Genomic DNA, 24,350 nt, shown 5'->3' with positions numbered 1-24,350 from the left:
ACCAGGGAGAGCTGTTTGATGGCGACGTGCATTCTGTGTACGGAGACCGGGCCGTTTCGGTCGCGTGGGACGAAGGACGGCTACGGGATCGAGGAGTGTCTGTCGTGCGGCCTCGTGCAGCTGGTGCCGACGCCGACGCCGGAGACGCTGCGCGCGCTGTACGAAGGGGACTCGTACTTCGGCGGTGAGGCCGCGACCGGGTACTCGGAGTACGAGGACCAGGAGCAGGAATATCTGGCGACGTTCCGCGAGGACGTACGGCGGATCCGTGAGTTCGTTCCCAGCGGCCGGATCCTCGAGGTCGGCTGTGGGTACGGCTACTTCCTGCAATGTGCAATCGACGCCGGCTACGACGCCTACGGCATCGACCTTTCACCCGCGGCCGTCAAGTGGGCCTCGACGCGTCACCCCGGCCGGGTCTTCTGCGGCCTGCTCGAGGAAGTGCCCGAGATCCAGGACCAGAAGTACGACGTGATCTTCGGGTCGCACCTGATCGAGCACCTGACCGAGCCGTCGGAGTTCCTCCGCCAGGCGAGCCGTCTGCTCCGGCCCGGTGGTCTGGTCGTCATGGTCACCCCGAACATCAAGAGCCTGCTGTCGCGCGTCTCCGGATCGCGGTGGGTGTCGTTCAAGATTCCCGAACACGTCAGCTACTACGACCCGGCGACCATCACCAAACTGCTGAACCGCACCGGGTACACGGTCCGCGCCGTCGACAGCGCCTACCAGTACTACGCCCTGCCCTTCGTCAGCACCCGCATCCGGGAACTCCTCCACCCGGTCTCCCGCATCGTCCCGCCGGTAGAACGCCTCCGCCCCCTCCGCAACCGCACAATCCGCGTCACCAGCGGCTCCATGCGAGTCCTAGCCGCTTACAACGGAGACTGACCCGACTGAGCCTAGGCGCCTCGTATGCTCGGCCATGAGGGAAATCGAGCGCGTAGATGACGGACTGCTGCAGTGGGCGGCTGGTGCGATCGGCGCAGGTGCGAGCGTCGTTGACGTGCACGCCCTGCACGGTGACCAGGGTCCCTGGCGGCTGAGCATCGAACACCGAGGCCACCGGCTCGACTACGTACTACGGGTGCCGACTCCGCGGGTCGATGCCGCCATGGTGAGGACAGGTGCTGCAGCGCTGGAGGTGGCCGAGCAGCACGGCTTACCGGCTCCGCGACTGATCTACGCCGACCTCCAGGGCAGTGTGACCGGAGTACCCGCCACGCTCGAGACCGTCGCGGGCACGACCGCGTGGCCTCCGCCTGCATCTGTTGAACGGTTGCGCGCTGCCGGCGCCGTGTTGGCTCGTGTCCACAGTGTCGTCATGCGGCCCCGCGAGTACCTGCCCTTCCGGCCGCGACCCATCGCGGTCGACGACTTCGCCACCGACCGCCGTACGGGCCGGATGCCGACCACACCGCTGCTCGCGGAGGCTGACGACCTGATCACGACGTACGAACGACCGCTGGGCGACCCTGTGTTCGTCCATGGTGATGTCTGGCCCGGCAACATGGTCTGGAACGACGGTCACCTCCCAGCCCTCATCGACTGGAAGACCGCCGGCGTCGGCCACCCAGGTGTCGATGTGTCCGAACTTCGCAAACAAGTCGCGATTACCTTCGGCCCAGAGGCCCCCACCCACGTCCTAGCCGGCTGGGAACACGCAACCGGCACGAAGGCGACGGACGTCCCGTACTGGGATGCCGTGGCCGCGCTCAACACCCCGACCGAACTTTGGGGCCTAGCGACCGCCCGCCGCGACGCCTTTCTCCGCGAGAGTTTGAAGGCTCTCTAGTTCACGACTCGGGATCTCAGGGCTAGGTCGTCCATCGTTTCCAGGACGTGGAATTGGTGGACTCGCACGTGCATTCGTACCGGCTGGAAGGTTGCTACCAGGTCGCGGAGCTCGGCGTAGGCGTTGCCTGTTACGTCCGCGGTGAGTTGGAGATAGCCGGCCAGCAGTGGTCGCTCCGCGGCGACTGCGAGTGCGGCGGCTTCGTCGGCCGGTTCGATCGGGAGGTAGATGCGGCCGGTGTTGAACTGCCCGATCCAAGGGCCGCGGATGACGAGATCGATGGGTACGTCGAGGGTCCGTGGCTCGTCGCCGCCGTGCACCAGCGTGGCGTGCACCCGGTCGGCTCTCAGTTCGAGGCCGCGCCACCAGACCAAACCAGCCAGGCCGGAATCAGCGAGCGCTGACAGGAACGGTTCGGGTCGCGGGTCGGGCAGCGGGAGGACCAACGAGCGCGCGGGTGGCCAGAATTCACCCGGACCGGGATCCGGGCCGAGCGGACCTCGAGGGCGGTCCGTCAGTAGCGGAAGGTGCCGGGTCCGGTAGCGCTCGTCCAGCCGCAACGCGTCGTGTTTGCGCCACTCGTACTCCTGATCGGCCAGCACGGTCAGGACATCAGTCATCGGCTTCACAGCGGGTTCGGCGCGAACGGGAGGAACTTGTTGACCCAGTCGAGCCGCTCGTCGAGCCATCCGAGCAGGCTGAGGGTGTTGTTGATGGCCGCGGGCGGATGGCTGATGAGGGTGTCGACAAGCAGCAGCCGGTCGAAGTCGACGACCACGGGAGCCTTACGCGGTTGGCCGTCCCGGCCGAGGAACGTGACCCCGGCAAGCTCCATGATCTTGATGACCTCTTGAGCGACGATGCCGTACCCGATCGTGGTCGGGTGGACTCCATCGAGCGAGAACAGGCCGCCTTCGGTTCGGCCCTGTCGCCCGGCGCGGAAGAACCGCGTGCTCGGAACCGGGTCGAGCGCGCTCAGCGGGGGTGGCAGCTCGTACGGCGTCCACCAGGTCGGCTGGGCCCACGGGCTCTCGATGTAGCGCCGGGTGGCGAGCCTGTCCAAGATCGACCCCATGTCGAACAGGTACCAATCCAGGCCGTCGTTCCGTGCGGCGGCGACCGAGTTGATGATCGTCTCGTTGTAGGCGTCGATGGCCGAGTCGATGGCGCGGGCCTCGTCCTCGGTGATGTTCGGGTCGCGCTTCGGGTCGAAGTCGTCGTCGGTGACCCAGGGGCGCGTGTAGTACGGGAAGTAGCGCGACTGCGGCGTCACCTTCTTGTGGGTGCCTCGGGCAACAGGGGCGATCGTGACCGCCGGGACGGTGGCGATCAGCACATGCTGGGCGTCGATGGCGCGGAGCTTCTCGACGAGCAGCTCCCAGTCCGCGGCGAACGCGCTGGGACGGAACACGTTGCATCCTCGCTTGGCGACCATCCGCTCCTCGACTGACAACGTCGCATAATCGGCGGGAGACCAGGCCGGACGGAGACTGACGACCGAGCCGAGGACGTTGTTGGCCCCGAGGATGACGACCAGGGTCTCCACACCCTCCTTGGCCTTGCTCATGCTTGCGGCTGCTTCGAGAACGGTATGCGCACGGCTGCCCTTGCGCGCTCTTTGCAGGACCGGCCAGGCTGCCCGCGCCTGGTGGTTCTCGACGAGTTGCGAGACGAGGTCATCCTTCGGCGGCGCCTTGAGGCGCTCGGCGATGGTGGCGGCCGTGGTCATTTGCGGGTCGAGGACGTCCCATCCATAGACGGCCATGTTGTGGAACGGAGGCCCGGATTTCGGCGTACCGGAGCCTGCCCCTGTTTCCCAGAAGTCCTCGACGCGATCCATGTACTCGCGGACCCACAGTCCGGCGCCGATGATCTCCCAGAAGTCCAGCCGGTCTCCGTAGCGCTTCTCGAAGGCCCGCGCGAACCGTTCGAGATCCAACGGAAGTCCGCCGGGCCCGGCGGGCCACTCGTAGACCGGGAACTGGAATTCGTCGACGCTCAAACCGAGTTCGTAGGCCGTGATGGCCGGCCAGGACAGGTCGGTACGGAACACCGCCGCACTCATGAACCCATGGGTCAGCGAGTCCCCGATCGTCACGAGCCGATGCTTGGCGGGCTTGGCACCTCGCGCCGGTACCGCGATCCCGAGCGTCGGATCGGTGACCGGCTCCCGCGGTGTCGCATGGATCTCCACCTCAGCAGGGATCTCTCGCTTGTCCGCCACCGCAACCACCCCCGCTTCCGCACGCTACTGCCCGCCAATCCCTTTGGCGATACCTCCGTACCTTCCTAAGCGTTTGCTGCGACGCCGACCTTGTGGCCATGGCTGTCTGCGAAGACGCCGAACGTAGTGCCCGGCACCTGCTGCGCCGGCTGAACGATCTTCCCGCCAAGCTGCTCAGCCTTCTTCAACGTCGCGCCCACATCCTCGACGCTGACGAAGAACAGCACCTCGTCCTCCGCACCTTGCCGCGGCCCGATCGCCACATACGGCCCGCCCTCGGCGCCCGTATCAATGAACGTGTACCCCGGAAACGCCCCCTCGGACGCAACCTTCCACCCGAACAACTCCGCAAAGAACGCCCGCGTGACGTCCGGATCCTCAGATCGAATCTCGGTGTGAACCACAGGATGAGACATGATGACTCCTCAATCTCGGCTGCCTCTCACCTAGCTGACGATCACCACGCCCCCAGATCGACAACTCGCCGCCGCGACCCCGGCCGGGTGTCGAGAATGTGCCGGCGGCTCCGTCTCAGGTACATCAGTAGCCACGACGGGCCGCGCGACGAAGAAGGAGAACCACGGTGACGATCCAGCGGATGGACAACGTCGGCATTGTCGTCGACGACCTCGAGGCTGCCATTACGTTCTTCGGAGAACTCGGTATGGAACTGGAGGGCAAAGCGGAGGTCGAGGGTCCCGTCGCGGAACAGACCGTCGGACTGGTCGGCGCCCACTGCGCCAGCGCAATGATGCGAACCCCGGACGGCCACGGCCGGCTCGAGCTGGCGAAGTACCTCACCCCGGCGGCGATCGTCGGGCCGCACAACCCGCCACACAACACGGTGGGCATGCATCGCGTCATGTTCACCGTCGACGACATCGCCGACACCGTCGCCCGCCTCCGCACCCACGGCGCCGAACTCGTCGGCGAAATAGCCCAGTACGAGAACACCTACCGCCTCTGCTACGTCCGAGGCCCCGAAGGAATAATCATCGGCCCAGCCGAACAACTCAGCTAAGTAGCGGAGAACACGAGGGCGGAGCCGCGAGGTGGTCGAGCCGTTGGCCACTGGCTTCCAGGCCGACTCGTCGAGGCGGCAGAACTCCGTGAGGTCGGGCATCGAAGGTAGCCTGGGGCCCGTCAAGGTCCTCCGTCGGACGGTGAGCGTAGGTGTCTCCTCCTGGAAGACTCGCGACGCCGAGCCCGACCGCTGCGCACTTCGGCTCCACCACCCTCAACTGCGAAGAGCAGCGTCCCCGCCCACACTTCAGGAGCCGACGATGGATGACGAGATTCAGCTGATCAGCGACGGCGATGGGCTGGCGGTCATCGGGAATCCGACGGCGGTGGAACGCTTCCTCGTCTCTGAGGGACTGCCATCGAAGGACCTCGGACTGCAACGGCTCGGACCTGTCCTCAGTGCCGGGGCTGGAGCCGCACAGGCAGGTTCCGAGATTGCAGCCAACTCAGGTCGCTGGGTGAAGCTGACCAAGGAGTCCGCGCAGCTTGTCCAGAAGCACGGGCTGAGGGAAAGCTCGAAGACGCATCTCAGCACCGGTGCCCTGAAGGGGAAGCACGGCCAGATCAAAGGATTCGTCGAATTCGCGAAGGGGCCCGGAACGCTTCTGTCCAACCCGGCGGTCCTGGCTGGTGCTGCGGGGATCATGGCGCAGCTTGCGATGCAGCAGGCCATGGATGAGATCACCGACTATCTCGCCACGATCGACAAGAAGGTCGACGACGTGCTCCGCGCCCAGACCGACGCCGTGCTGGCCGACCTGATCGGCGTGGACTTCGTGATCGAGGAGGCCATGACCATCCGACAGCAGGTGGTCCGGGTCTCGGAGGTCACGTGGTCGAAGGTGCAGGCCACCACGATGACGATCGCACGAACCCAGGCGTACGCGTTGCGCCAACTCGAGGCACTCGCGGAGAAGATGGAGCGCGAGACGAAGATCGGTGATCTCGCCAAGACGGCCAGGGAAACCGAGTCCAAGGTTCAGGAGTGGCTCGCCGTTCTGGCTCGCTGCTTCCGACTGCAGGACGCGATCGCCGTACTCGAACTGGACCGAGTGCTGGATACGTCTCCGGACGAACTGGACCGGCATCGCCTCGCACTCCGGGTTGCGCGTAACAACCGGTTGGAACTCATCTCACGGAGTACCGAGCGCCTGATGGCCCGCATGGATGCGGCTGCTGGCACGGCCAACACGAAGGTGCTGCTGCACCCGACCGCCTCCCGTGATGTGGTGCATTCGAGCAACCATGTCGCGATCGCCGTCGTCGACTTCCACGGGCGGCTCGGGATTGAGCGCGGTCGACAGTCATTGGAGGCAAGACGATGGGCGGACGCGGCCACGGAGGTGAGAGACAAGACGCTCGAGGCGGGAGCAGACGGCGTCGATGCCGCCTGGCGCCTCGGCAACGACACCCTCGACCGGGCCAAATCAGCGACGGGCAAACTCTCCAGCCGGATCACCGGCCGAACGCTCCGCCCGCGCAGAAACGACGAGGAAGCCTGAGTAGGCGCCTTCACTTGAGCCGGCCAAATGCGGGGTGCTGCCCTGACCGGCGTCAGACGAACCCGCTCATCGGAGAGACGAAGATTCGGGCTGGCAGACGCACGATCGGACTGCCGGATGAATTGGTGGAGATCCTGCGGGTGCACCGCGAGAACAGGCGGCGAGCGACTCCTCCGCGCCGGGAGATGGGAGTGCTGTCTGGATGGCCTTGCTACGGCGGGCTAGCGTCCGGGAGCCGCGGCTACACGACGCCCGACACACTGCCGCCACCATACTTCTAGCCCGGTGCGTCTCGGAGCGAGCCGCGATGGGAGTGATGGGCTGGTCGTCCACGGCGATGGCTGCTCGCTACCAGCACATGACCGACCCGATTCGGCGGGACATCGCCAAGCGGCTCGGAGGGCTGCTCTGGGCACCCGGAGATGAGTCACCGGTCGACAGTGTGGCAGGCGCTCTGGTCCCGGGCACCTACTCGGATCCGCCTTCGAGGGCCAGGCGGTAGCCGCTGGGGGTACGGAGGAGGAGACGGCGGTAGGTCCAGCCAGGGGCTGGGTTGTTGTGTTCGAGTTCGAACTCCAGACCCACCGCATGGCACCTCTCAGCCGCCGCGTCGACGTCGGAAACGGCGATCTGCCAGGTGAGGACGCTCGGTGGGTCGTTCTCGGCGGTCGCCTGCTGGATGCCGAAGTGGATCGTGTCCGTCCCGAAGGCTATGAAGTTGGGATACTCCTCGCCCTCGTAGATCACCGGCAAACCGAGCTTCTCGTAGAACGCGCGCTCGGCGGAGAGATCGGAGACGTTCAGGACGGGTGCCAGGCGGGTGAACAACTGGTCAGTGGCCATGGTGAACAGTCTCGCGCTCAGGAGGGCAGCGGTAGACAAAGACGTGGCTGTGGACTCGACCGTCAGACCGAACCTAGGAACAAGTGAGACCAAAACTGAGACCAGACGATTGCGGGGCGGCTGACGAAGTGTGGATCGGGGGAGGTTCCATTGACGCCGCCCGGGCCAATGTCGTTTCGTGTACCGGAAGCAAGGAAGTATTCGTGCCGTCCGGCCTCAGTGGTCCTTGAGTTCTCGCCGCCCAGCAGCAGGTGGCTGTCCGTGCGAGGCGAACCAATTGCCGCGTGCCGCCGTCCTGACGTCTGATCGCCGGCCTCTTGACCAACAACGCACGGACATGCCGCTGACAGTGCGAACCAACATGCCGATGGGCGGAAGCTCTGGTCCCGGCCCGGGGTTACTGTGACAGAAATGTTCTGTCCGCGTTGCGGTGCGTCTACTGAGGTCCGAGAAGGCACGCTTTACTGCACGGTGACGAACATGGACTTCTCCCATGTCGTTGGCAGAGAACTGATGGAGTTAGTGGCTAGGCCGCCATCTCCGCCTACCGCCTCCAGCGTCAGATGGGGCGGCTCGTGGCATTTGCCCAGCGGACGGACCGCCGATGCGCGAGACAGATGGAGCCGTGACATGCGATACGTGCGAGCGCTCGCTGCCTCCCCGTTTGCTGTACGGCCTGATCGAGTTTCACGTCCACCGATGACACCCTTCGGACGCACTGATTTGCCGCGGATGGTGCGCGCCACCGGGCCAGTCATCACGCGACCGAGCCGCCGCCGCATCACCTTTGCCCTCAGTTCGCGTCGATCCCACTGCGCCAGAGCTCCTCGAACTCCTCCGCGCTAAGGGGCAGGACTTCGAACTCACGTTGGCTGGCAATCTCGTCCTCTGGCGGCACAGGTGCCCAGGCGAGGCTTGTATTCAGGTCACTGATCCGGTCCGTCCTGACCAGGCGACCGTCCGCGTATTGGTGCACCTTCCTTGTCTCGTAGCGCTGCTCATCGATTTCCTCAAACAGCATGACCGGCTCGTCTGCGAAGTCGTGTAGCCAACGACACGCAAAGTAGGTCGACACCCAAGCAGGCTATCGACGGCGGGTCCTGCAGCGTACGGACATGCCAAGTTCAGGAAGTTCCTCAGGGACTCGATCGTCCTCCGCCTGTGGCCTGAAGACTGCTCAGTTCGGATATCGTCGGGCTATGCCCGATTGGGATCTCATGGTTGTCAGGCGCACTGTCCGGCTCATCCCCGACCAATGGGTCCAGCTCGCCGCGCCGACTGCCATCGACCCGAAATCGGCAGAACGCATCTGCGACCTCAGCGAGCAGTTCCTCAAGGCATAACGCGAAGCCCAGCACCCGCTCGCCAATGCCTGGCAACTATGCCTCACTCGCCGCCCCTGAGGCAGTCAGATCGTAAAGTGCTGCAGGTCGTCGGTACACTCCACCCGTACTGCGTTCTCATCGGCCTGTGGCGGCTCGAACCCGGCGAGATGCTGATCCAGTACAGCGTCCGCGACATCCCGCCGGCGTGGATCCAATCGATTGTCGGCCCGGCGCCGACGAATCGTCGCGTGGTCCACGTCGACGTAGATCAGGGTGAATCGGGCTTCCGTCACCGCGGCCAGCGAACGCCAGCCGTCGCGCAGGAACCGCGGCGAACTGGTGTCGTCGACGATGACGGACATCCCTGAGGTGAGGAGTCCACGGACTTCATCGGAGGCCAGCTCGTGGGTCCGGATCCATTCCTCGGCTGGAATGCCGTCACCACCCCATAAGCCGCGGCGCTCGTTGATCTCGTCGAGACTCACGATGCTCGCAGTCAGCCTCGGCGCCAGGGCCCGCGCCACCGTACTTTTCCCGGAGAACGAGGGCCCGCACAGCAGAACCAGTCTGGTGCCCGATGTCATGTGCCCATCCAACCGAACGGCCGATGTGGGGGAGTAACGGAGTATCGAATCAGGGGCAGCCGGTACCAGCCGCCGCACGCCAGCGTCTCGGTCACCCGAAGACCATAGCCGCCACAACGCCCGGACATGCCGCGTTCCGCTCGGCGGGACCGACGACGACTCGTCCTGTCTTAGCGTGCAATGGTGAGCATGCATCGGGACGACAAGACGCACGCACGATGGATGGCCCGGTACCAGCCCATTCGCAACACGGCCGACCCGGACTACTCCGACGAGTGGTACCTCGAACAGTGTGGCGGGTGCGCGTCGTATCGGCCGTTGGCTGGACCGCTCGGCGCCGACTGGGGCGGGTGCACCAACGCACTGTCGCCAGCTGATGGAACCCTCCGCTTCGAACACGACGGCTGTGATGCCTTCGAGCCTGCCAAGCCAGGCACAGCGCCATTCGTCTGACGCGCGGACATGCCGCGACAGGTGCGCGCCCCGCTCGACGAGGGTGAAGCTTCGAGTAGTCGATGTCGTGGAGTGGCATCAGGTGTCGAGTCGACAAGACGGGCACGAGCGTGCGGCCTGCGTGGGTCGGCGTGAAGAAGAACTGAGACGGAAACTGAGACGGAACGACTCCGGGGCGGCTCCCAGACGTGGGAACCGCTCCGGCTCGTGTTCGTCCTCCGAGAGCCTGTAACCACGCTCTGACGCGAAGATTCACCACGGTGGTCTTCGCGTCGGAGGCGTTTAAGACGCGGTGTCGAGGGTGACGCGGTAGCCCATGGCTTGGAGTTGTCGGATGGCGCGGGTGCGGGTGCGTTCGGGGTTGAGGCGGGTGTAGTAGTCGGCGCCGGGGTCGGTGTAGAGGGTGCCGGTGGTGGCCATGTGCCAGATCGCGATGAGCATGGAGTGCTGGATCGCGACGTTGGCTTTCTTGGGTCCGCGGCGGCTGGCGATGCGGCGGTAGCGGGCGCCGTAGTAGGTGCGCGGGTTCTGGGCGCAGGCCATGGCCGCGGCACCGAGGGCGCCTTGCAGGTAGGGGTTGCCCGGCCTGGTCCGGCTGGACTTCACCTTCCCGGCGGACTCGTTGTTCCCCGGTGTGGTGCCGGCCCAGGCAGCCAGGTGCTTGGCGGTGGGGAAGCGGCTCATGTCGGCGCCGGTCTCGGCGACGATCACGTCGGCGGTCAGGGTGGCGATCCCGGGGATGGTGCAGATCAGTGCCCGGAAGGCCTGAAAGGGCTCGATCACCTGCTCGATCCGGGCGGTGAGCTGGTTGATCGCGGCGGTGTGGCGGTCGATGAGGTCCAGGTGCACCCGGGCCAGGAACGCGTGATGCTCACCGAACCGCCCGTTGAGCGCCTCGGTCAGCTCGGGGATCTTGGCCCGCAGCCGCCGCTTGGCGAGGTCGGCCAGGGCGGCCGGGTCACGGTCACCGGCGATCAGGGCCTCCAGCATCGCCCGCCCCGACACCCCGAGGATGTCGGAGGCGACCGCGGACAGCTTGATCCCGGCATCCTCGAGCAGCTTCTCCAGCCGCTGCGCCTCCCGGGCACGTTCGCGGGTGATCGCCGTCCGGGCCCTGGTCAGATCCCGCAACCTCCGGATCTCGGCCGGCGGCACGAACGAGCCACGCACCAGCCCATGCGCGCCCAACTGCGCCAGCCAGGTAGCGTCCGCGACGTCGGTCTTACGGCCCGGGACAGTCTTCACGTGGCGGGCGTTGACCAGCAGCACCTCCACACCGGACAGGTCCTCGAGCAGGTAATAGAACGGCTTCCAGTAGTCGCTGGTCGCCTCCATCACCACACACGTGACCCGCTGCGCGGCCAGATGATCGCGCAACGCCAGGATCTGGCCGGTCACCGACCCCCACGTCGTGACCGTCTCGACCGTCTTTCGCCGACCCGCGCCGGCGATCCGGACGCACACCTTCGCATCCTTCTTCGAGATGTCCAGCCTGGCACACCGCGCATGCGCCACTTCCATCGCCACCAACCCCTTCCCACGACTCCACCCGAAGCGTCCGTCGCGGGGAGGGCAGGGAAGACTTCAAAGTCTGACGCTCGGGCTCGATGGCACCAATCCACGGTTCCCGTGGAAGCCCTCCGCCACCATGCTGACCTACAGGCTCACCGGCACCACACAGGAATACAGGGTCGACCACGACGAACCCCACCAGTCTCAACCCGCCAACAACCCCCAGCAACACAGCGGCGCCGAATCTTCGCGCACCATGGTGCGCCTCGAAGACGGCGCCGCGTTGCTGACCTGCGGTTTCTTTACTCCGGGGGAGTGGCGGAGGATACGAGATTCGAACTCGTGAGGGGCTGCCCCCAGCACGCTTTCCAAGACCGCAAGTCGACGTTCAGCGGTGTTCGGGAGCCCCCCGAGAGCGCGGATTTCTGGAGGTGCGATCGTTGGCGAACGACCCCGAACAGTGGCGGATGAGACCCACGTTGAGACCCTCTGCACCGGCCACGGCCCCTGTGTCACCACCCCCTGCTGGGACATGTGAGCGCTCGAGGGGAGTCTGGAGCGGAGCGCGGCCCCGGAGACAGTCGGACAGACGTCATAGACCGCGTGTCGCGCGGCGCGCTCGCCGCCCGCGCGCCGGGGACGTGCACGGGCAACGGGTGTACGGTCTCCGCATGACGCGACCGCGAATGCGGATTGGGGCCGTCACAATCACGGCAGCACCCGCTCCGCACGCCGGGGAGCTGGCCAGGTTTTATGAGCGCCTGCTTGGCTGGCGGATCGTCGACGAAGGGCCGAAGGGCGGTTGGGTCCAGCTTCACCCGCCCGAGGGCGAGACAGACAGGACGCTCCTTGGCATCAACATCGAGTCTGACCAGGAGCACGAGCGGCCGGTCTGGCCGAGCAAGCCCGGTGGTCAGAACGCGACGATGCACCTCGACATAGGCGTAGACGACCTCGATGAGGCGGTCGCGTGGGCCCTCCAGGCAGGCGCGAGTCTCGCTGAGGACCAGCCGCAGGAGCACGTCCGGGTCATGCTCGATCCTCACGGTAACCCCTTCTGCTTGTGCCGCTAACATCGCAACGGGCGTACAGCTGGTGGGGTTCTCGTGCCAGCCCGAGAGAGCTGTTGAGACCCCCGGGACATGAAGCCCGCCCCCCAGGATGTTCGGGTTGGACGAGGCGGCAGAGCGGCTCGGCGTGCAACGTACTGCACTCTTCGATCTTGATGGCGTCCCGCAGGTTGCGATCATTCCGTGTCGGTGCCGAACTCCTGTTCACTGAGCACGACATCTCCGAGCTCGAAAGTCAGGTCGATTCCACGCGAACCGCTGCACCCAGCTCCGGTGAGAACCAGGTCTGACGCCACACCTACCCGGTCCCCCTGATAGCTGCCGTACGATCGAGCGGCCAGGGGGACGGGGCTAACCCACCGTCAGACGCCAGGACGGCAGCTCGTGACGGTGGGATCGCGTGGACGGCGAAGCGTCCTGCTGCTGGGCTCCGGCGAGGACGGCGCCCCGGCACCGCCCGCAGCCGGGGCCGCGCGCCGAAGGCGTGCCCTGATCCCGCCAGAGCCGTGGCCGGCAACGTCAGCTTGGGAACAGACTTGTCTCTCGTGAACCGCTCCGGACAGCGCTGACCAATTGCTTCGGGACGCCCGACCGACCGTAGTTGTCCGCCAGTCACCGCTTATCCGCAGCAGATCGGGCACGCAGCGGGCACAGGCTGCCCTGCCGAGCGGTGCCGTGTACCAGTGGGTGCTGTTCTTCGCTGCTCTACGCCCTAGTCGAGTGGGTAGCCGAGCTCGGCGCGGACGATGGGGCTGTGAACCTGCGCTTCTGCTCTAGCCCTTGACTCGGCATCCGGATCACCGGCGTCATGAGCTTCCCCCAACCAGCCACACTCGCGGTAGGCGATGAAGTAGGGATCAACGCGGCGTCGCTTGCGCCAGGCTGGCGGTTCAGCCGTATGTGCCACATCTCGATCGAGTGCGTATGCGGATCCGCCCCGCCCCGGGAACGGCGCCAGGGCAACCATGAATGCGTACCTCTCGGCTCCATCGTCCCATTCTGCGGTAACGCCCTCACCAGAGCTGCGCCGGGCTTGCCACTTGAGCTTGGGAACAGAATTGTCAACCGTAGCCAGCTGAGCCTCAGGGCCTGCGAACTGGTCGGCCGATCTGAATTGACCGCTGTTGACCGGCGGGTCACGTCGGGTGCCGCCCGATCGGGCATGGATCGGCGACGGGGGCGAGGACGGCACGGCGGCAGTCCTGGCACCGGGCTAGGGGACAACTGAGACGGAAACTGAGACGGAATGACTCCGGGGCGGCTCCCTGACTAGGGAGCCGCCCCGGCTCTGTCTCATCCTCCCGGACCTCGAAACCGCGGTCTGACCTGCGGTTTCTTGACTCCGGGGGAGTGGCGGAGGATACGAGATTCGAACTCGTGAGGGGTTGCCCCCAACACGCTTTCCAATTCCTTGGAGTCATGTTCGTGGAAGCCTTCTGGACGTCTGCGCAGTCGGACGCCAGGGCGCTGAGGAGACGGTGAACAGGCGTGAACGATGGCGAATGAGACGGAAACTGAGATGGCGTGCGGCGACAGACTCGCCGCGTGATCCAGCCGAGCCAGCAACCCAGGACTCGCTACGGGCGACCGTCTTCAGACCTGAGCGTGCGGGTGCGCCATCGATCGACAACCGCGTTCAGCACTGTCATCGCCTAGGTCGGCGGAGGTCTGGGTCTAAGACCTGACCCACCGACCGCAGCGTCTACCCCGTCGAGGACGGCCATTTGGTCGTTCGGGTCCTGACAGCCTCAGGGAGGTGACAGGTAGCCGAGTCTGCTGGCCAGTCCGGCCACATCGCCTCTGGACGACGAACCGGTCTTGCGAAGCAGGTTCGAGACATGCGTGCTGACGGTCTTCTCGCTGATGAACAAGGCAGCTGCGATCTCGGCGTACGTCCGGCCGACGACCAGATGGGCGAGGATCTCGCGCTCCCGTCGAGTCAGCGAGCTGAAGGCTTCCGGGGCATCGTCGAACGTGTCGGCCGATGAGGGGTGCGGCTCGGCGAGGGAGATCCTGGCAACCGTCGCCAGTTTCTCCACCTCGTGCCGGAGCGGGCCGGCAGACATCTCGCCGGCGAGGGTGTACGCCGATCGCAGTGGCACCGCAACTGCGGCTTTGCTCGCGCCCTCGGTGAGCAGAGCCTGTGCCCACCGGCGGGAGGCGATCGCCTCGTCCCAGTGCAGCTCGGCAGTGGCACAGCGATGTGCTGCCTCCGCCCAGAGAGTCGAGGCCTCTGACTGGGCGAGGCATCGTGCGGTCTCCGCGGCGTGCAGCGCCTCGACGGCCGGAGTGATCAGATCATCGTTCGTGATCCGAGCGAACGGGGGCGGCTGGAGCGCCCGGCGGCGTTCGACGATGTCGTCGAGCGATCGTCGGGCGCGGGTGACGCCGTCGAGATCTCGACGGTCTCGCGCGTGGTCGGCGAGATCGGCGGCCGCGCGTGCGCTCAACATGAGCATCTCGTCGGCGACTCGTGGGCGGACGATCTGGACGGCCATCGTGTGCGCGAGTAACTCGAGGGCTTGATCGGGCCGGTTCTCGGCGAGCAGGTGTTCCGCGAGGGTCGGGGGCGCCCACAATCCCGCGCGGTGCTCGAGGTCCGGTATCAGCTCATGGAGACGCCGCACATGCAAGCGGGCTTGGTCGAGGTGACCGCGGCGTGCGGCCAGCAGGACTGCGGCCAGCCGGACGACAGCACGCATGGTCGCGACCTTGGCGAGAGTCAGTCCTGTACGGATGGCTTGGTCGGCCTCCGTATGGCGTCCGAGCATGAGGAGAAACCGGGCGAGGTCGCCGGCGTGGAAGGCCGCCACGTTGGTGGCCCCTTCGTCGAGTGTCTCGCGCAGCCCGTCGGCGTCCAGTAGCACGAGGTCGGCCAGGCGGCGGCGCGGGGCGAGGTACGCCATTCTGGCCCACCGGGCGTGCAGCATGCGGCCTGGGTCGCCTGTGAGCCGTGCGTGGCGAAGGGCTTCAGCGGAGGCGGCATCGGCGCGCTCGTCCCGTTCGTATGCCTCGGCCAGAGCGCGGTATGCCCGTGCCAACGCGTCATGCGATTGTGAGCGATTGGCCGCGCGGACGGCTTCGTCGGCGTACCGCCGCGCAGACTCGAACGACGCCGCAGTCCAGTTGTGGGCCACGCTGAGCTCAGCAAGTACGGCGGCATACTCCGCACTGTCCGGGAACGGCTCAGAAAGTCTGACGGCATGCTCGAAGGCCTCGAACGGCTGGCTGCTGCGCCGGCCCGTCGAGACCTCCGAGACGGCCACTTCGCGCACGATCCGGCTGGCCCGAAGAGGATCTCGGCGTTCGTCGACGAGCTGCAGCGAGCGACTCCAGGCAGCCAGTGTCTCCTCGCCGTCTCCGACCAGATCCGACACGGTGGCCAGGCGCTCGAGCAGGTCGAGCTCACCATCCGGCGGTTGCGCATCTGCTGCATGGACGGTTGGCCACAGGCGCGCTGCCCGGCTCAGATGAACTGCCTCCTCGGGCAGGGCTTTCAGCTGGTTGGCGAGGTCCGCAGCGCGCAGCGACGCGTCCAGACTCGCTGCTTGATCGTGGGCACCCTCGTAGTGACTCGCGAGCTCGCCGACCCGGCGCAGCTCATCGATGGCTGAGCCGGTTCGGCTCTCCAGCGCCTCGGCCCAGGCGGCATGGATGGGAACCGCCTCGCCCGGCACGAACGTGGCGTTCAGGACCTCGGCGAGCAGCGGGTGGCGGAACCAGCACAGCTCAGCAGCCTGTGCCACGCAGATCCCGTTCTTCGTTGCTTCGACCAGCGCAACGCTCACCTTCTCGGCGTCGATGCCGCGTGCCGCGGCCACGTCGACCAGATCGTCCACCGAGGCCGGGCGACCGCAGACCGCGAGTAGTCTCACCACCTCGCGGGACGGGTCATCCAATCGGTGCCAAGCGGCGAGCAACGCGCCGGCCAGCTCCGCGGGCAGATCGGCGGGCAGGTTCTGGTCCGCGGCCGTCAGCCCATGGACCAGCAGCTCCGTGAAATAGGGGTTGCCGTCGGAGCGCCGTACCACCGCGGAGACGAGCTCCGGATCGGCATGACCGCCGAGCAACAGCGACAGCTGCTGCTCGGTCTCGTCGCGGCTCAGTCTGGCCAGACGCAATGACGACACCGCGGGTAGCCGGTTCAGGTCGGCCAACCAGACATTCAGCGGATCCCCAGCCGCAATTTCCTCGTCGCGGTACGTCGTCAGCACGGCGAGCCGCTGGCTGCGGAACCCGGCCACGAGATAGGTGATCGCGTCCCGCGAGGCCAGGTCGGCCCACTGGACGTCATCCACGACCAGCACCGCCGGCCGCCGCGAAACCAGCGCCCGGAGCAGTCCGTCGATCACCGGGAGCAGCCGGACCGTGCCACGCGTCGGCTGCCCGCCCAGCGAGGGCAGAAGCTCGGCGGCGGCCGGAACTGCCGCCAGCGCACTGGCGCGCTCCGACGGCTCGGCCGACTCCAGCCAGCCCTCCAACGCACCGATCAGCGCGACGTACGGCGCGTCCACCGCACCAAATCGAACACCACGACCCCACAGGACCGCAGCGCCACGTGCCGCCGCGTTGTCGCACACAGCACGTACCAGGCGCGTCTTGCCCACGCCTGCCTCCCCGTGCACGAAGACCGCACACGGTCGTCGCCCGACGGCAGCGTTGATCGCCCCCGAGAGGGCTTCTCCCTCCTCGACACGGCCTGCGATACCCGGCAGCGGGACTGCAACCCCACCCATTTCAGCAGTCTCCGCCGAAACGAATCAGATGTCTGCACCACCGCGGGCCAGCCGTGCCCGCGAAATCTAAGGGTTCGCCCGCCGCTTCTCAGGATTCGTGTCGGATGTGGCCGTTGCGGCATAGAGCCGAATCTGAAGCCAGAGCGGCAATCCCGCCGCTACGACCCACAGGGAGAGTCATGAACCGCACGCTCACAACTCTGGCCGTATCGGCACTCGCGTTTGGCGCCATCAGGCTGACCGCGACCGATGCACCGGCCCGGGTTTCCGACGACGTACCGCGGAATACCACGGTCATGCCGCACGATCCGAAACCGCCGAACTACCCGAACTATGACCCCAGGTACGAGGTGCCTCCGGTCCAGGCTCCGACGGCCAGCAGTCCCCCAGACGACAACGGTGTTGAGGTTCTGCAGGCCGGCGCGTCCGCGGTCGGTGGCGCGGCCATCGCAGGCGGTGCGATGTGGCTATACCGGCGTCGCCAGGCGCCGGCCACCTAGCCACCCCGCGGCGGGTGGCTCTGGGCTTCCATGAAGTCGGGCCGGTCGCGCTGGCGACCGGCCCACCTTCTGTTCGTCCTTCAGAGAGATGAAACCACGCTTTGAACTGCAGCTTCTCTACTCGGGCGTGTGGCGGAGGATACGAGATTCGAACTCGTGAGGGGTTGCCCCCAACACGCTTTCCAAGCGTGCGCCCTAGGCCTCTAGGCGAATCCTCCAAGCGGAGAGGATACGCGAGGGGGCGGAGGAAGGTGAAATCGGGCTGCTGGTCGCACGCCTGCTCATCTAGGGTCGGCCGCATGCAAGGTGCACCGGATCCGAACGTTGTACACCCGATGCCCGCTGCCGAGCGCGTGGTGTTGCTGAAAGCGGTGGTGACGTCGCCGCTGATCGAAGTGGGCGACTACTCGTACTACGACGACCCTCGGGACCCGACTGCGTTCGAGACGAACAACGTGCTCTACCACTACGGTCCGGAGCGCCTGCGCATCGGGAAGTACTGCGCACTCGGCGAAGGCACCACGTTCATCATGAACGGCGCCAACCACCGGATGGACGGGCCGTCGACGTTCCCGTTCCCGATCATGGGCGGCGCGTGGGCCGAGCACTTCGATCTGATCACTGGACTGCCGGGCCGCGGCGACACCGTCGTCGGGAACGACGTGTGGTTCGGCTACCGCACTCTGGTGATGCCGGGAGTGACGATCGGGGACGGTGCGATCATCGCGTCCGGTGCGGTCGTGGTCGACGACATACCGCCGTACGGAATCGTCGGTGGGAACCCGGCGAAGCTGATCCGCCGCCGGTTCGCCGACGCGGACGTGGACCGCCTTCTGAAGGCAGCGTGGTGGGACTGGCCGGTGGAGCGGATCACCGCCAACGTCAGATCGATCATGGCCGGCCGAATCGAGGATCTGGAGCAATGAGTCTCGTACTACGCCCCATCGAGCCCGATGACGTGGATGCGCTGCAGGAGCTGATCGAGTCCGATCCCGGGTACACCGAGCGGATCACCGGCTACCCACCTGGCCCCGCGGACGCTCAGAGCCTACTGATGATGCGCCCGGAGAGCCTGCCGGAGGAGGCGAAGGTCGTCCTGGGTGCGTTTGTAGACAACCGGTTGGTTGCGGTCGTCGACCTGCTCCGCCGCTATCCGAACGACCACACCGCCTTCATCGGCCTCCTCCAGGTCCACTGGAACCACCAGGGCAGCGGCTACGGCAGAGCGACGTACGAAGAGGTCCAGCGGTACGTCGAGACCTCGTGGCCCGAGGTACGGACGCTGCGACTGGCCATCGTGGACACGAACGCGCAGATCGCGACCAAGTTCTGGCTCCGGCAGGGGTTCACGCCGACCGGCGAGGAGCGCCCGTACCGCTACGACAAGCTGGAGTCCACCGCCCGCCTCTACGAGAAGCTGCTCACCTGGGCACATCCAGCCCTGGAGGTACGCGAGTCGCCCGTGGCAGGCCAGGGCCTGTTCGCGACGCGGTCCATCGCGAGGGGCGAGGTGGTCGGCCAGCTGTCCGGCCGCCGAGTCAGTACGGCCGAACTCCGGGAGCTCCTGAAGCACCCACCCGTTGACACGATCACGATCGACGACGACGAACACCTTGTGCTGAGCAACGACCCCCGCCCCGTAGTTGCTTACGGCAACCACAGCTGCGACCCGGCCATGTGGTGGATCGACGCCGTCACCCTCGAGGCCCGCCGGGACATCCAGGCGGGCGACGAGGTGACGAGCGACTATGGGACGTCGACCGGCGTGGAGTTCGAGATGAGCTGCATCTGTGGCTCACCACTGTGCCGAGGGGTCGTCACGGGTGAGGACTGGAAGCGCCCGGAGCTCCAGAGCCGGTACGGCGACCACTGGATCCCAACGCTGTTACGCAAGCAGCGTGGGGGCTAGAGCTCTCCACTGTTCGATCGGCTGCGGGCCAGTGACGCCAGTGATCACGTTGACGGCGACATGGTCGGCTCCCGCGTCCAGATGCTCGGTCAGCTTGGCCTTGATGTCGGCCGGCGTGCCCCATGCGGCCAGTGCGTCGACCATGTGATCCGGGAGCTCAGCCAGGTCCTCCTCAGTGAACCCTTGCCGCTTGAGCGAGGCGGCGTACCCAGGGATCCGCGGGAAGAAGCTGATGGTGTCCCGTGCGATCGCTCGGGCCCGGTCCGCGTCCGACTCCAGTACGACGAGGTGGCTGACCGCGAGGAGCTTGTCCGGCCCGAGGACCTTGCGTGCCTCAGCGGAGTACGCCGCACTGACCAGGAACGGGTATGCGCCGGCGGACCGCTCGCGGGCCAGCTCCAGCATCCGCGGACCGAGCGCTGCGAGCACCCGACGGTCCACTGGTACGTCGACCTCGTCCAGGTACGCGTTGAGCGTGGCGAGCGGCTTGGCCCCGTGCGCTCCACCGAGTCCGACGGTGAATCGCCCCGGTGCGGACGCTTCCATCGCGGCGTACGTCGTACTGACGTCGGCCGCACTGTATTTGACGACAGCGAGGATGCCGCTGACGAACTTGATCGAGTTGGTCGCGCCGATGAGGTCGACGATGGTCTGGAGTCCCGGCAGCGGACCGCCGGACAGCCAGATCGTGGGGTATCCGAGCTCTTCGGCCGCCTGAGCGGCCTCCAAGGAGTGCGGGCTGCTGTCAAGACCGGTAGCAATCCCGAACGTGCCAAATTGGTGATCCGTCACCCATCTAGAGTAGGCCGATTCGGGTTGACCACGACGATCCCGTACACTCATGGCTGGTTCCCCGCGTGGCGGTATCTCGCCCAACTCCCCCAGGGCCGGAAGGCAGCAAGGGTAAGTGAGCTCTTCCGGGTGCGCGGGGAATCCTCATGTCCGGGCTGTCTAGGCTTGGTGGGGTCTGTCCCCATCACCCTGAGGAGCCCGATGAGCCCCGAGCGCCGCTATCTGCAGGAACTGATCATTGCCGAGCTCGGTGTGACCGCGTCGTTCGACCCGGACACCGAGATCGAGCGCCGGGTCGAGTTCCTGGCCGACCAGCTCCGGCGTACGGGCGCGACGTCGTACGTGCTCGGTATCAGCGGCGGGGTCGACTCCGGTACGGCGGGACGCCTCTGCCAGCTCGCGGTCGAGCGGGTCCGGTCCGAGGGCGGTGAGGCGACGTTCATCGCGATGCGGCTCCCGTACGGCGTCCAGGCGGACGAGGCGGACGCGCAGCGGTCGCTGGAGTTCATCAAGCCCGACCAGACGCTCGTGGTCGACGTGAAGCCGGCTACGGACGCCATGGTCGAGTCCGTGCGGCACGCCGGGCTGGGTGAGCGTGAGGACTTTCACACCGGCAACATCAAGGCGCGGCAGCGGATGATCGCGCAGTACGTCGTCGCGGGCGCGTGCGGCGGCCTGGTCGTCGGGACGGACCACGCGGCGGAGGCAGTGATGGGCTTCTTCACCAAGTACGGCGACGGTGCATGCGACCTCACGCCCTTGTCGGGCCTGACCAAGCGCCGCGTCCGCGAGGTCGGCGCCCGGCTCGGTGCGTCGCCCGAGATCACCGGCAAGATCCCGACCGCCGACCTGGAGACCAACAACCCGGGCGTGCCGGACGAGGCCGTCCTGGGAGTCACGTACGACGAGATCGACGACTTCCTCGAGGGCCGCGAGGTCGATGAGAAGGCCGCGGCCACCATCATCGCCACCCACCGCCGGACTGCTCACAAACGAGCCGTTCCGCTGGCGGTCTGACTTCCTACCGGCAGCTCAGGACAAGTGAGTGAGCTGCCGGACGCGGTTGGCGAGGCGGGCCAGACGGATGGTGGCGACGTTGCGGTAGGCGGGGCGCAGGACGGTTGCCAAAGGCCCGGACTGCTCGAACGTGTGCGTGACCTGGCTGTCCGGTGAGATGGTCCAGGTGCCGACCTCACGGAACCCTGGCACCTGCCACGTGATCTCGATCCGGTCCGGCTCGACCACCGTGTACTGCAGCTCACCCGCGAACCCCGGCCGCACCCGCAGCGCGTACCGCGTGCCGAGATCCGCCTCGACCGGCCCGTCGATGGCAAGGAACGCCTCGTTCCACTCCGGCAGCGCGAGCGCGTCCAGCAGGATGTGGCGGATCGCGGTCGGGTGGGCGGGAATGGTGTCGGTGGCTTGCTCCATGACTATCTCTCCTGGGCGAAGTGGTGGTCGTACTCGGGGTCCCGCCGGCGAGCCAGGGCAGCCCCGGCGGGGAACGCGTCGGCGACGGCGCGCAGCGTGGTGATGGTCTCGTCGAGCGCATGTCCGGCGACCAGGTCGTCCATGGTCCGGTGCAGCCGGTTCTCCGCGGTGACGATGCGCCGGTGCAGCGCCCGGCCCTTCGTGGTCAGGCTCAGTGCGAGGTAGCGCCGGTCGACCGCGTCGATGCCGCGTTTCACCAGCCCCTGCGCGACCAGGCGATCGACGAGACGGCTCGGACTGTTGCCGGTCTCGCAGACCAACAGGCCGCCGAGGGCATTGAGCGTCAACGGTCCGTGATCGCGCAGCACCCGGAGGACTTCGGCCTGGGATGGCGTGATGCCGAGCGGGCGCAGCTCGGCGGCGAGCAGGCGGTTGCCCTCGCGCTGGATCGCCAGCACGAGATACCGCAGCTCCTCGACCACCTTCATGCCAGAAATATTACACGACACGTATGTCATGTCATCTATCGGTTCGATGTCTTCTCGTTGCGCATTCGTGCCGGAAGGGTGCCTGAAGAGTGCCGGAGAAAGTCCGGCGAGGGTCATGGTCAAGGTGACATCGCGACTGGCACAGTGTGTGCATGAAGGGTCTGATGCAGAGCTACCAGCTGTCCCTCGACACCATCTTTCTCCGGGCCGAGCAGTTCTACCCGGACAAGACCGTCCACACCGGCGGCCCGGCGCCGACGACGGTGACGTACGGCGAGTGGGCCGCGCGGACCAGACGCCTGGGCGGAGTCCTGGACACGCTCGGGATCAGTCCGGACGGCCGCGTCGCCACCTTCGCGTGGAACTCGGGCCGTCACCTCGAGTTGTACTTCGCCGCACCGTGCACCGGCCGGGTCCTGCACACGCTCAACATCCGGCTCTTCCCCGACCAGGTCGTCTACATCGCGAACCATGCCGAAGACGAGGTCGTGTTCGTCGACAAGTCGCTCCTCGGGCTGTTCCTACCGCTCCTCGAGCGGCTGCCGTTGGTCCGTCATGTCGTCGTGATGGGCGACCTGCCACCGGGTGCGCCCAGCGCGGAAGTGCCTGACGATCCACGGTTCCACGACTACGAGGAGCTGCTCGCCGCGGCCGAGCCGGTCGAGTTCCACGTCGACGACGAGAACCAGGCCGCCGCGATGTGCTACACGAGCGGTACGACGGGCAATCCCAAGGGCGTCGTGTATTCGCATCGATCCACCTGGCTGCACTCCATCGGCGTACTGACGAACGCGGGGATCGGGCTGGCCGAGACGGACACCGTGATGCCGGTCGTGCCGATGTTCCACGCGAACGCCTGGGGGCTGGCGCACGCGGCGCCGATGGCCGGCGCTTCGCTGGTGTTCCCAGGGCCGGACATGAGTCCGCAGGGGATCCTCAAGCTGCTGCAGGAGCAGGAGGTCACGCTGTCGGCCGGTGTGCCGACGATCTGGCAGGGGCTGTTGCCGTTGCTGGACGGGGTCGAGCTGCCCAAGCTCCGACGGATCCCGTGCGGTGGTTCCGCCGTACCGCTGGCGCTGTCGGAGGCGTTCCGGGCAAAGCTCGGCCGGCCGATCCTGCAGGCGTGGGGCATGACGGAGACCAGCCCGGTGGCGACCGCGTCGCACGTCCCGGCTCGGTACGAGGAGCTTCCCGAGGACGAGCAGGCCCGGCTGCGTGCGCGGCAGGGGCTCCCGCTGCCTGGTGTCGAGGTGCGGATCGTCGAGCCCGGTTCGATCTCACCGCTGCCCTGGAACGACGAGGCCACCGGTGAGCTGCAGGTCCGCGGCCCGTGGATCGCCGCCGAGTACTACCGCCCCGACGAGGGTGTCCAGCTCAGCACCGAGGACGGCTGGATGAAGACCGGCGACGTCGCCGCGATCGACCAGTTCGGCTCGGTCCGCCTGGTCGACCGCACCAAGGACCTGGTCAAGTCCGGCGGCGAATGGATCAGCTCGGTAGAGCTCGAGAACCTCCTGATGGCCCACCCCGCCGTCAAGGAGGCCGCCGTCATCGGCGTACCCCACCCCAAGTGGGACGAACGCCCCCTGGCCTGCATTGTCATCCAAGAAGGCGAGACCGTGACAGGCGAGGAGATCCTCGACTACCTCCGCCCGCAGGTCGCCAAGTGGTGGCTCCCCGACGCCGTCGAATTCATCGAAGAAGTCCCCAAGACCTCAGTAGGCAAGTTCTCCAAGAAAGACCTCCGAACCCGCTTCGCCAACTACCACCTGGAGTAACCCACCGCGCAGTACCTCCACTTGTAGCCTGAGGCAACCACATGACCCCACCTCTGTTGCCTCAGGCCCACAACCTCCGTGACAGGGGACCGCGTGCAGTTGCCCGACGACAGCCTGCACGAACAACTCAGGCTGCTCGGATACCCGGAGACCGAGAAGATCGGTGTCGGGATGCAGGGCGCCTGCCGTATCGCACTCCGCTGGTGTTGGAGCTCCACCGGCCCGGTCCGCTCTGGGTGGCGATCGATGCTGAGCTACCGGGCGTCCCACTGCACACGATGGCTCCCTCCTTCGGATCACTGGACTCAAACGCGCGATTGCGTCCTCGAAGTCCTCGGCGACTTAACCCAGGTCGTCGCGCTACTCAGCTGATCGGACAACCCGGCGC

At 66.6% G+C, this 24,350-nt stretch carries 24 protein-coding genes, 1 tRNA gene and 1 other RNA gene; 14 read left to right on the top strand and 12 right to left on the bottom strand.

Annotated features, from left to right (window positions below):
- The first annotated feature begins 18 nt into the window (after window positions 1–18).
- Together ACZ3HV_RS03890 and ACZ3HV_RS03885 are read left to right on the top strand one after the other, a co-directional pair.
- Complete coding sequence (locus ACZ3HV_RS03890) at window positions 19–888, top strand: class I SAM-dependent methyltransferase (protein WP_465680639.1); 870 nt, start codon at window positions 19–21, stop codon at window positions 886–888.
- 34 nt (window positions 889–922) lie between these two features.
- Window positions 923–1,792 carry a phosphotransferase family protein gene (locus ACZ3HV_RS03885; RefSeq protein ID WP_465680637.1) on the top strand — a complete coding sequence of 290 codons (870 nt, stop codon included), beginning with the start codon at window positions 923–925 and terminating at the stop codon, window positions 1,790–1,792.
- On the opposite strand, the gene ACZ3HV_RS03880 is transcribed toward ACZ3HV_RS03885, so the two are convergent.
- The 3 genes from ACZ3HV_RS03880 to ACZ3HV_RS03870 all read right to left on the bottom strand — a co-directional run bounded on the left by ACZ3HV_RS03880 (window position 1,789) and on the right by ACZ3HV_RS03870 (window position 4,420).
- Window positions 1,789–2,412, bottom strand: coding sequence for a hypothetical protein (locus tag ACZ3HV_RS03880; protein WP_465680635.1), 624 nt, complete (start codon window positions 2,410–2,412; stop codon window positions 1,789–1,791). The genes ACZ3HV_RS03885 and ACZ3HV_RS03880 overlap by 4 nt on opposite strands.
- A 5-nt stretch (window positions 2,413–2,417) precedes the next feature.
- Window positions 2,418–4,016, bottom strand: coding sequence for an SGNH/GDSL hydrolase family protein (locus ACZ3HV_RS03875; RefSeq protein ID WP_465680633.1), 1,599 nt, complete (start codon window positions 4,014–4,016; stop codon window positions 2,418–2,420).
- A 65-nt stretch (window positions 4,017–4,081) separates the two neighbouring features.
- Window positions 4,082–4,420, bottom strand: coding sequence for a VOC family protein (locus tag ACZ3HV_RS03870; RefSeq protein ID WP_465680631.1), 339 nt, complete (start codon window positions 4,418–4,420; stop codon window positions 4,082–4,084).
- A gap of 179 nt (window positions 4,421–4,599) precedes the next feature.
- On the opposite strand from ACZ3HV_RS03870, the gene ACZ3HV_RS03865 reads away from it, so the two are divergent.
- The 3 genes from ACZ3HV_RS03865 to ACZ3HV_RS03855 all read left to right on the top strand — a co-directional run bounded on the left by ACZ3HV_RS03865 (window position 4,600) and on the right by ACZ3HV_RS03855 (window position 7,043).
- Window positions 4,600–5,037 carry a VOC family protein gene (locus ACZ3HV_RS03865; RefSeq protein WP_465680629.1) on the top strand — a complete coding sequence of 146 codons (438 nt, stop codon included), beginning with the start codon at window positions 4,600–4,602 and terminating at the stop codon, window positions 5,035–5,037.
- A 262-nt stretch (window positions 5,038–5,299) separates the two neighbouring features.
- Window positions 5,300–6,541 (top strand): hypothetical protein, encoded by a 1,242-nt coding sequence (locus ACZ3HV_RS03860; protein WP_465680627.1) that lies wholly within the window; start codon window positions 5,300–5,302, stop codon window positions 6,539–6,541.
- 202 nt (window positions 6,542–6,743) lie between these two features.
- Window positions 6,744–7,043, top strand: coding sequence for a tyrosine-type recombinase/integrase (locus ACZ3HV_RS03855; RefSeq protein ID WP_465680625.1), 300 nt, complete (start codon window positions 6,744–6,746; stop codon window positions 7,041–7,043).
- On the opposite strand, the gene ACZ3HV_RS03850 is transcribed toward ACZ3HV_RS03855, so the two are convergent.
- A complete protein-coding gene (locus ACZ3HV_RS03850) occupies window positions 7,010–7,384 on the bottom strand; it encodes a VOC family protein (protein ID WP_465680623.1) in 375 nt (124 codons plus the stop codon). The genes ACZ3HV_RS03855 and ACZ3HV_RS03850 overlap by 34 nt on opposite strands.
- Before the next feature lie 793 nt (window positions 7,385–8,177).
- Window positions 8,178–8,459: a DUF6881 domain-containing protein gene (locus ACZ3HV_RS03845; protein WP_465680621.1), complete on the bottom strand. Its 282-nt coding sequence runs from the start codon at window positions 8,457–8,459 to the stop codon at window positions 8,178–8,180.
- A 124-nt stretch (window positions 8,460–8,583) separates the two neighbouring features.
- Between ACZ3HV_RS03845 and ACZ3HV_RS03840 the strand changes: the two genes are divergently transcribed.
- Window positions 8,584–8,727 (top strand): hypothetical protein, encoded by a 144-nt coding sequence (locus tag ACZ3HV_RS03840; protein ID WP_465680619.1) that lies wholly within the window; start codon window positions 8,584–8,586, stop codon window positions 8,725–8,727.
- Between the two features lie 65 nt (window positions 8,728–8,792).
- On the opposite strand, the gene ACZ3HV_RS03835 is transcribed toward ACZ3HV_RS03840, so the two are convergent.
- Window positions 8,793–9,293 (bottom strand): P-loop nucleotide/nucleoside kinase family protein, encoded by a 501-nt coding sequence (locus ACZ3HV_RS03835; protein WP_465680617.1) that lies wholly within the window; start codon window positions 9,291–9,293, stop codon window positions 8,793–8,795.
- 189 nt (window positions 9,294–9,482) lie between these two features.
- Between ACZ3HV_RS03835 and ACZ3HV_RS03830 the strand changes: the two genes are divergently transcribed.
- Complete coding sequence (locus tag ACZ3HV_RS03830) at window positions 9,483–9,746, top strand: DUF3027 domain-containing protein (RefSeq protein WP_465680615.1); 264 nt, start codon at window positions 9,483–9,485, stop codon at window positions 9,744–9,746.
- Between the two features lie 282 nt (window positions 9,747–10,028).
- Here ACZ3HV_RS03830 and ACZ3HV_RS03825 read toward each other — a convergent pair whose 3' ends face one another.
- Window positions 10,029–11,267, bottom strand: a complete 1,239-nt coding sequence (locus ACZ3HV_RS03825) for an IS110 family RNA-guided transposase (RefSeq protein WP_465681693.1) — start codon at window positions 11,265–11,267, stop codon at window positions 10,029–10,031.
- 662 nt (window positions 11,268–11,929) lie between these two features.
- Here ACZ3HV_RS03825 and ACZ3HV_RS03820 point away from each other — a divergent pair.
- Window positions 11,930–12,331, top strand: coding sequence for a VOC family protein (locus tag ACZ3HV_RS03820; protein WP_465680613.1), 402 nt, complete (start codon window positions 11,930–11,932; stop codon window positions 12,329–12,331).
- Between the two features lie 1,745 nt (window positions 12,332–14,076).
- Here the strand turns inward: ACZ3HV_RS03820 and ACZ3HV_RS03815 are convergent.
- Window positions 14,077–17,064, bottom strand: a complete 2,988-nt coding sequence (locus ACZ3HV_RS03815) for a helix-turn-helix transcriptional regulator (RefSeq protein ID WP_465680611.1) — start codon at window positions 17,062–17,064, stop codon at window positions 14,077–14,079.
- Between the two features lie 179 nt (window positions 17,065–17,243).
- On the opposite strand from ACZ3HV_RS03815, the gene ACZ3HV_RS03810 reads away from it, so the two are divergent.
- On the top strand, window positions 17,244–17,564 hold the full coding sequence (locus tag ACZ3HV_RS03810) for a hypothetical protein (RefSeq protein WP_465680609.1): 321 nt from the start codon (window positions 17,244–17,246) through the stop codon (window positions 17,562–17,564).
- A gap of 130 nt (window positions 17,565–17,694) precedes the next feature.
- Here ACZ3HV_RS03810 and ACZ3HV_RS03805 read toward each other — a convergent pair.
- Window positions 17,695–17,782 (bottom strand) — tRNA-Ser (locus ACZ3HV_RS03805).
- 81 nt (window positions 17,783–17,863) lie between these two features.
- Between ACZ3HV_RS03805 and ACZ3HV_RS03800 the strand changes: the two genes are divergently transcribed.
- A complete protein-coding gene (locus ACZ3HV_RS03800; RefSeq protein ID WP_465680607.1) occupies window positions 17,864–18,490 on the top strand; it encodes a CatB-related O-acetyltransferase in 627 nt (208 codons plus the stop codon).
- Entirely contained in the window at window positions 18,487–19,473 is a 987-nt protein-coding gene (locus tag ACZ3HV_RS03795; protein WP_465680605.1) for a GNAT family N-acetyltransferase, read from the top strand. Before ACZ3HV_RS03800 ends, ACZ3HV_RS03795 begins: the two co-directional genes overlap by 4 nt.
- On the opposite strand, the gene ACZ3HV_RS03790 is transcribed toward ACZ3HV_RS03795, so the two are convergent.
- Window positions 19,450–20,265 carry a TIGR03620 family F420-dependent LLM class oxidoreductase gene (locus ACZ3HV_RS03790; RefSeq protein ID WP_465680603.1) on the bottom strand — a complete coding sequence of 272 codons (816 nt, stop codon included), beginning with the start codon at window positions 20,263–20,265 and terminating at the stop codon, window positions 19,450–19,452. The two genes, ACZ3HV_RS03795 and ACZ3HV_RS03790, sit on opposite strands and share 24 nt — an antisense overlap.
- A gap of 52 nt (window positions 20,266–20,317) precedes the next feature.
- Here ACZ3HV_RS03790 and ffs point away from each other — a divergent pair.
- Both ffs and nadE read left to right on the top strand, forming a co-directional pair.
- Window positions 20,318–20,414, top strand: an RNA gene (gene ffs, locus ACZ3HV_RS03785) — signal recognition particle sRNA small type.
- Window positions 20,415–20,466: 52 nt separating this feature from the next.
- Window positions 20,467–21,282, top strand: coding sequence for an ammonia-dependent NAD(+) synthetase (gene nadE / locus ACZ3HV_RS03780; RefSeq protein WP_465680602.1), 816 nt, complete (start codon window positions 20,467–20,469; stop codon window positions 21,280–21,282).
- Between the two features lie 15 nt (window positions 21,283–21,297).
- On the opposite strand, the gene ACZ3HV_RS03775 is transcribed toward nadE, so the two are convergent.
- Together ACZ3HV_RS03775 and ACZ3HV_RS03770 are read right to left on the bottom strand one after the other, a co-directional pair.
- Window positions 21,298–21,696 carry an SRPBCC family protein gene (locus ACZ3HV_RS03775; RefSeq protein WP_465680601.1) on the bottom strand — a complete coding sequence of 133 codons (399 nt, stop codon included), beginning with the start codon at window positions 21,694–21,696 and terminating at the stop codon, window positions 21,298–21,300.
- A gap of 2 nt (window positions 21,697–21,698) precedes the next feature.
- Entirely contained in the window at window positions 21,699–22,184 is a 486-nt protein-coding gene (locus ACZ3HV_RS03770; RefSeq protein WP_465680599.1) for a MarR family winged helix-turn-helix transcriptional regulator, read from the bottom strand.
- Between the two features lie 152 nt (window positions 22,185–22,336).
- Here ACZ3HV_RS03770 and ACZ3HV_RS03765 point away from each other — a divergent pair, with 152 nt between their 5' ends.
- The gene (locus ACZ3HV_RS03765; RefSeq protein ID WP_465680597.1) at window positions 22,337–23,962 is read left to right on the top strand and encodes a long-chain fatty acid--CoA ligase; all 1,626 of its coding nucleotides are present in this window, start codon (window positions 22,337–22,339) and stop codon (window positions 23,960–23,962) included.
- Window positions 23,963–24,350 lie beyond the last annotated feature (388 nt).

The organism is Kribbella sp. NPDC020701 (genome assembly GCF_055562215.1).
This window is presented reverse-complemented; position numbering and strand designations above follow the sequence as displayed.

What these genes read in the sequence shown, in the direction of transcription:
- ACZ3HV_RS03855 (WP_465680625.1), top strand. Translation starts at nt 6,744, where the DNA reads ATGGCCTTGCTACGGCGGGCTAGCGTCCGGGAGCCGCGGCTACACGAC.
- ACZ3HV_RS03815 (WP_465680611.1), bottom strand. Translation starts at nt 17,064, where the DNA reads ATGGGTGGGGTTGCAGTCCCGCTGCCGGGTATCGCAGGCCGTGTCGAG.
- nadE (WP_465680602.1), top strand. Translation starts at nt 20,467, where the DNA reads ATGAGCCCCGAGCGCCGCTATCTGCAGGAACTGATCATTGCCGAGCTC.
- ACZ3HV_RS03825 (WP_465681693.1), bottom strand. Translation starts at nt 11,267, where the DNA reads ATGGAAGTGGCGCATGCGCGGTGTGCCAGGCTGGACATCTCGAAGAAG.
- ACZ3HV_RS03880 (WP_465680635.1), bottom strand. Translation starts at nt 2,412, where the DNA reads ATGACTGATGTCCTGACCGTGCTGGCCGATCAGGAGTACGAGTGGCGC.
- ACZ3HV_RS03820 (WP_465680613.1), top strand. Translation starts at nt 11,930, where the DNA reads ATGACGCGACCGCGAATGCGGATTGGGGCCGTCACAATCACGGCAGCA.
- ACZ3HV_RS03800 (WP_465680607.1), top strand. Translation starts at nt 17,864, where the DNA reads ATGCAAGGTGCACCGGATCCGAACGTTGTACACCCGATGCCCGCTGCC.
- ACZ3HV_RS03885 (WP_465680637.1), top strand. Translation starts at nt 923, where the DNA reads ATGAGGGAAATCGAGCGCGTAGATGACGGACTGCTGCAGTGGGCGGCT.
- ACZ3HV_RS03840 (WP_465680619.1), top strand. Translation starts at nt 8,584, where the DNA reads ATGCCCGATTGGGATCTCATGGTTGTCAGGCGCACTGTCCGGCTCATC.
- ACZ3HV_RS03765 (WP_465680597.1), top strand. Translation starts at nt 22,337, where the DNA reads ATGAAGGGTCTGATGCAGAGCTACCAGCTGTCCCTCGACACCATCTTT.
- ACZ3HV_RS03810 (WP_465680609.1), top strand. Translation starts at nt 17,244, where the DNA reads ATGAACCGCACGCTCACAACTCTGGCCGTATCGGCACTCGCGTTTGGC.
- ACZ3HV_RS03835 (WP_465680617.1), bottom strand. Translation starts at nt 9,293, where the DNA reads ATGACATCGGGCACCAGACTGGTTCTGCTGTGCGGGCCCTCGTTCTCC.
- ACZ3HV_RS03795 (WP_465680605.1), top strand. Translation starts at nt 18,487, where the DNA reads ATGAGTCTCGTACTACGCCCCATCGAGCCCGATGACGTGGATGCGCTG.
- ACZ3HV_RS03890 (WP_465680639.1), top strand. Translation starts at nt 19, where the DNA reads ATGGCGACGTGCATTCTGTGTACGGAGACCGGGCCGTTTCGGTCGCGT.
- ACZ3HV_RS03770 (WP_465680599.1), bottom strand. Translation starts at nt 22,184, where the DNA reads ATGAAGGTGGTCGAGGAGCTGCGGTATCTCGTGCTGGCGATCCAGCGC.
- ACZ3HV_RS03860 (WP_465680627.1), top strand. Translation starts at nt 5,300, where the DNA reads ATGGATGACGAGATTCAGCTGATCAGCGACGGCGATGGGCTGGCGGTC.
- ACZ3HV_RS03830 (WP_465680615.1), top strand. Translation starts at nt 9,483, where the DNA reads ATGCATCGGGACGACAAGACGCACGCACGATGGATGGCCCGGTACCAG.
- ACZ3HV_RS03775 (WP_465680601.1), bottom strand. Translation starts at nt 21,696, where the DNA reads ATGGAGCAAGCCACCGACACCATTCCCGCCCACCCGACCGCGATCCGC.
- ACZ3HV_RS03850 (WP_465680623.1), bottom strand. Translation starts at nt 7,384, where the DNA reads ATGGCCACTGACCAGTTGTTCACCCGCCTGGCACCCGTCCTGAACGTC.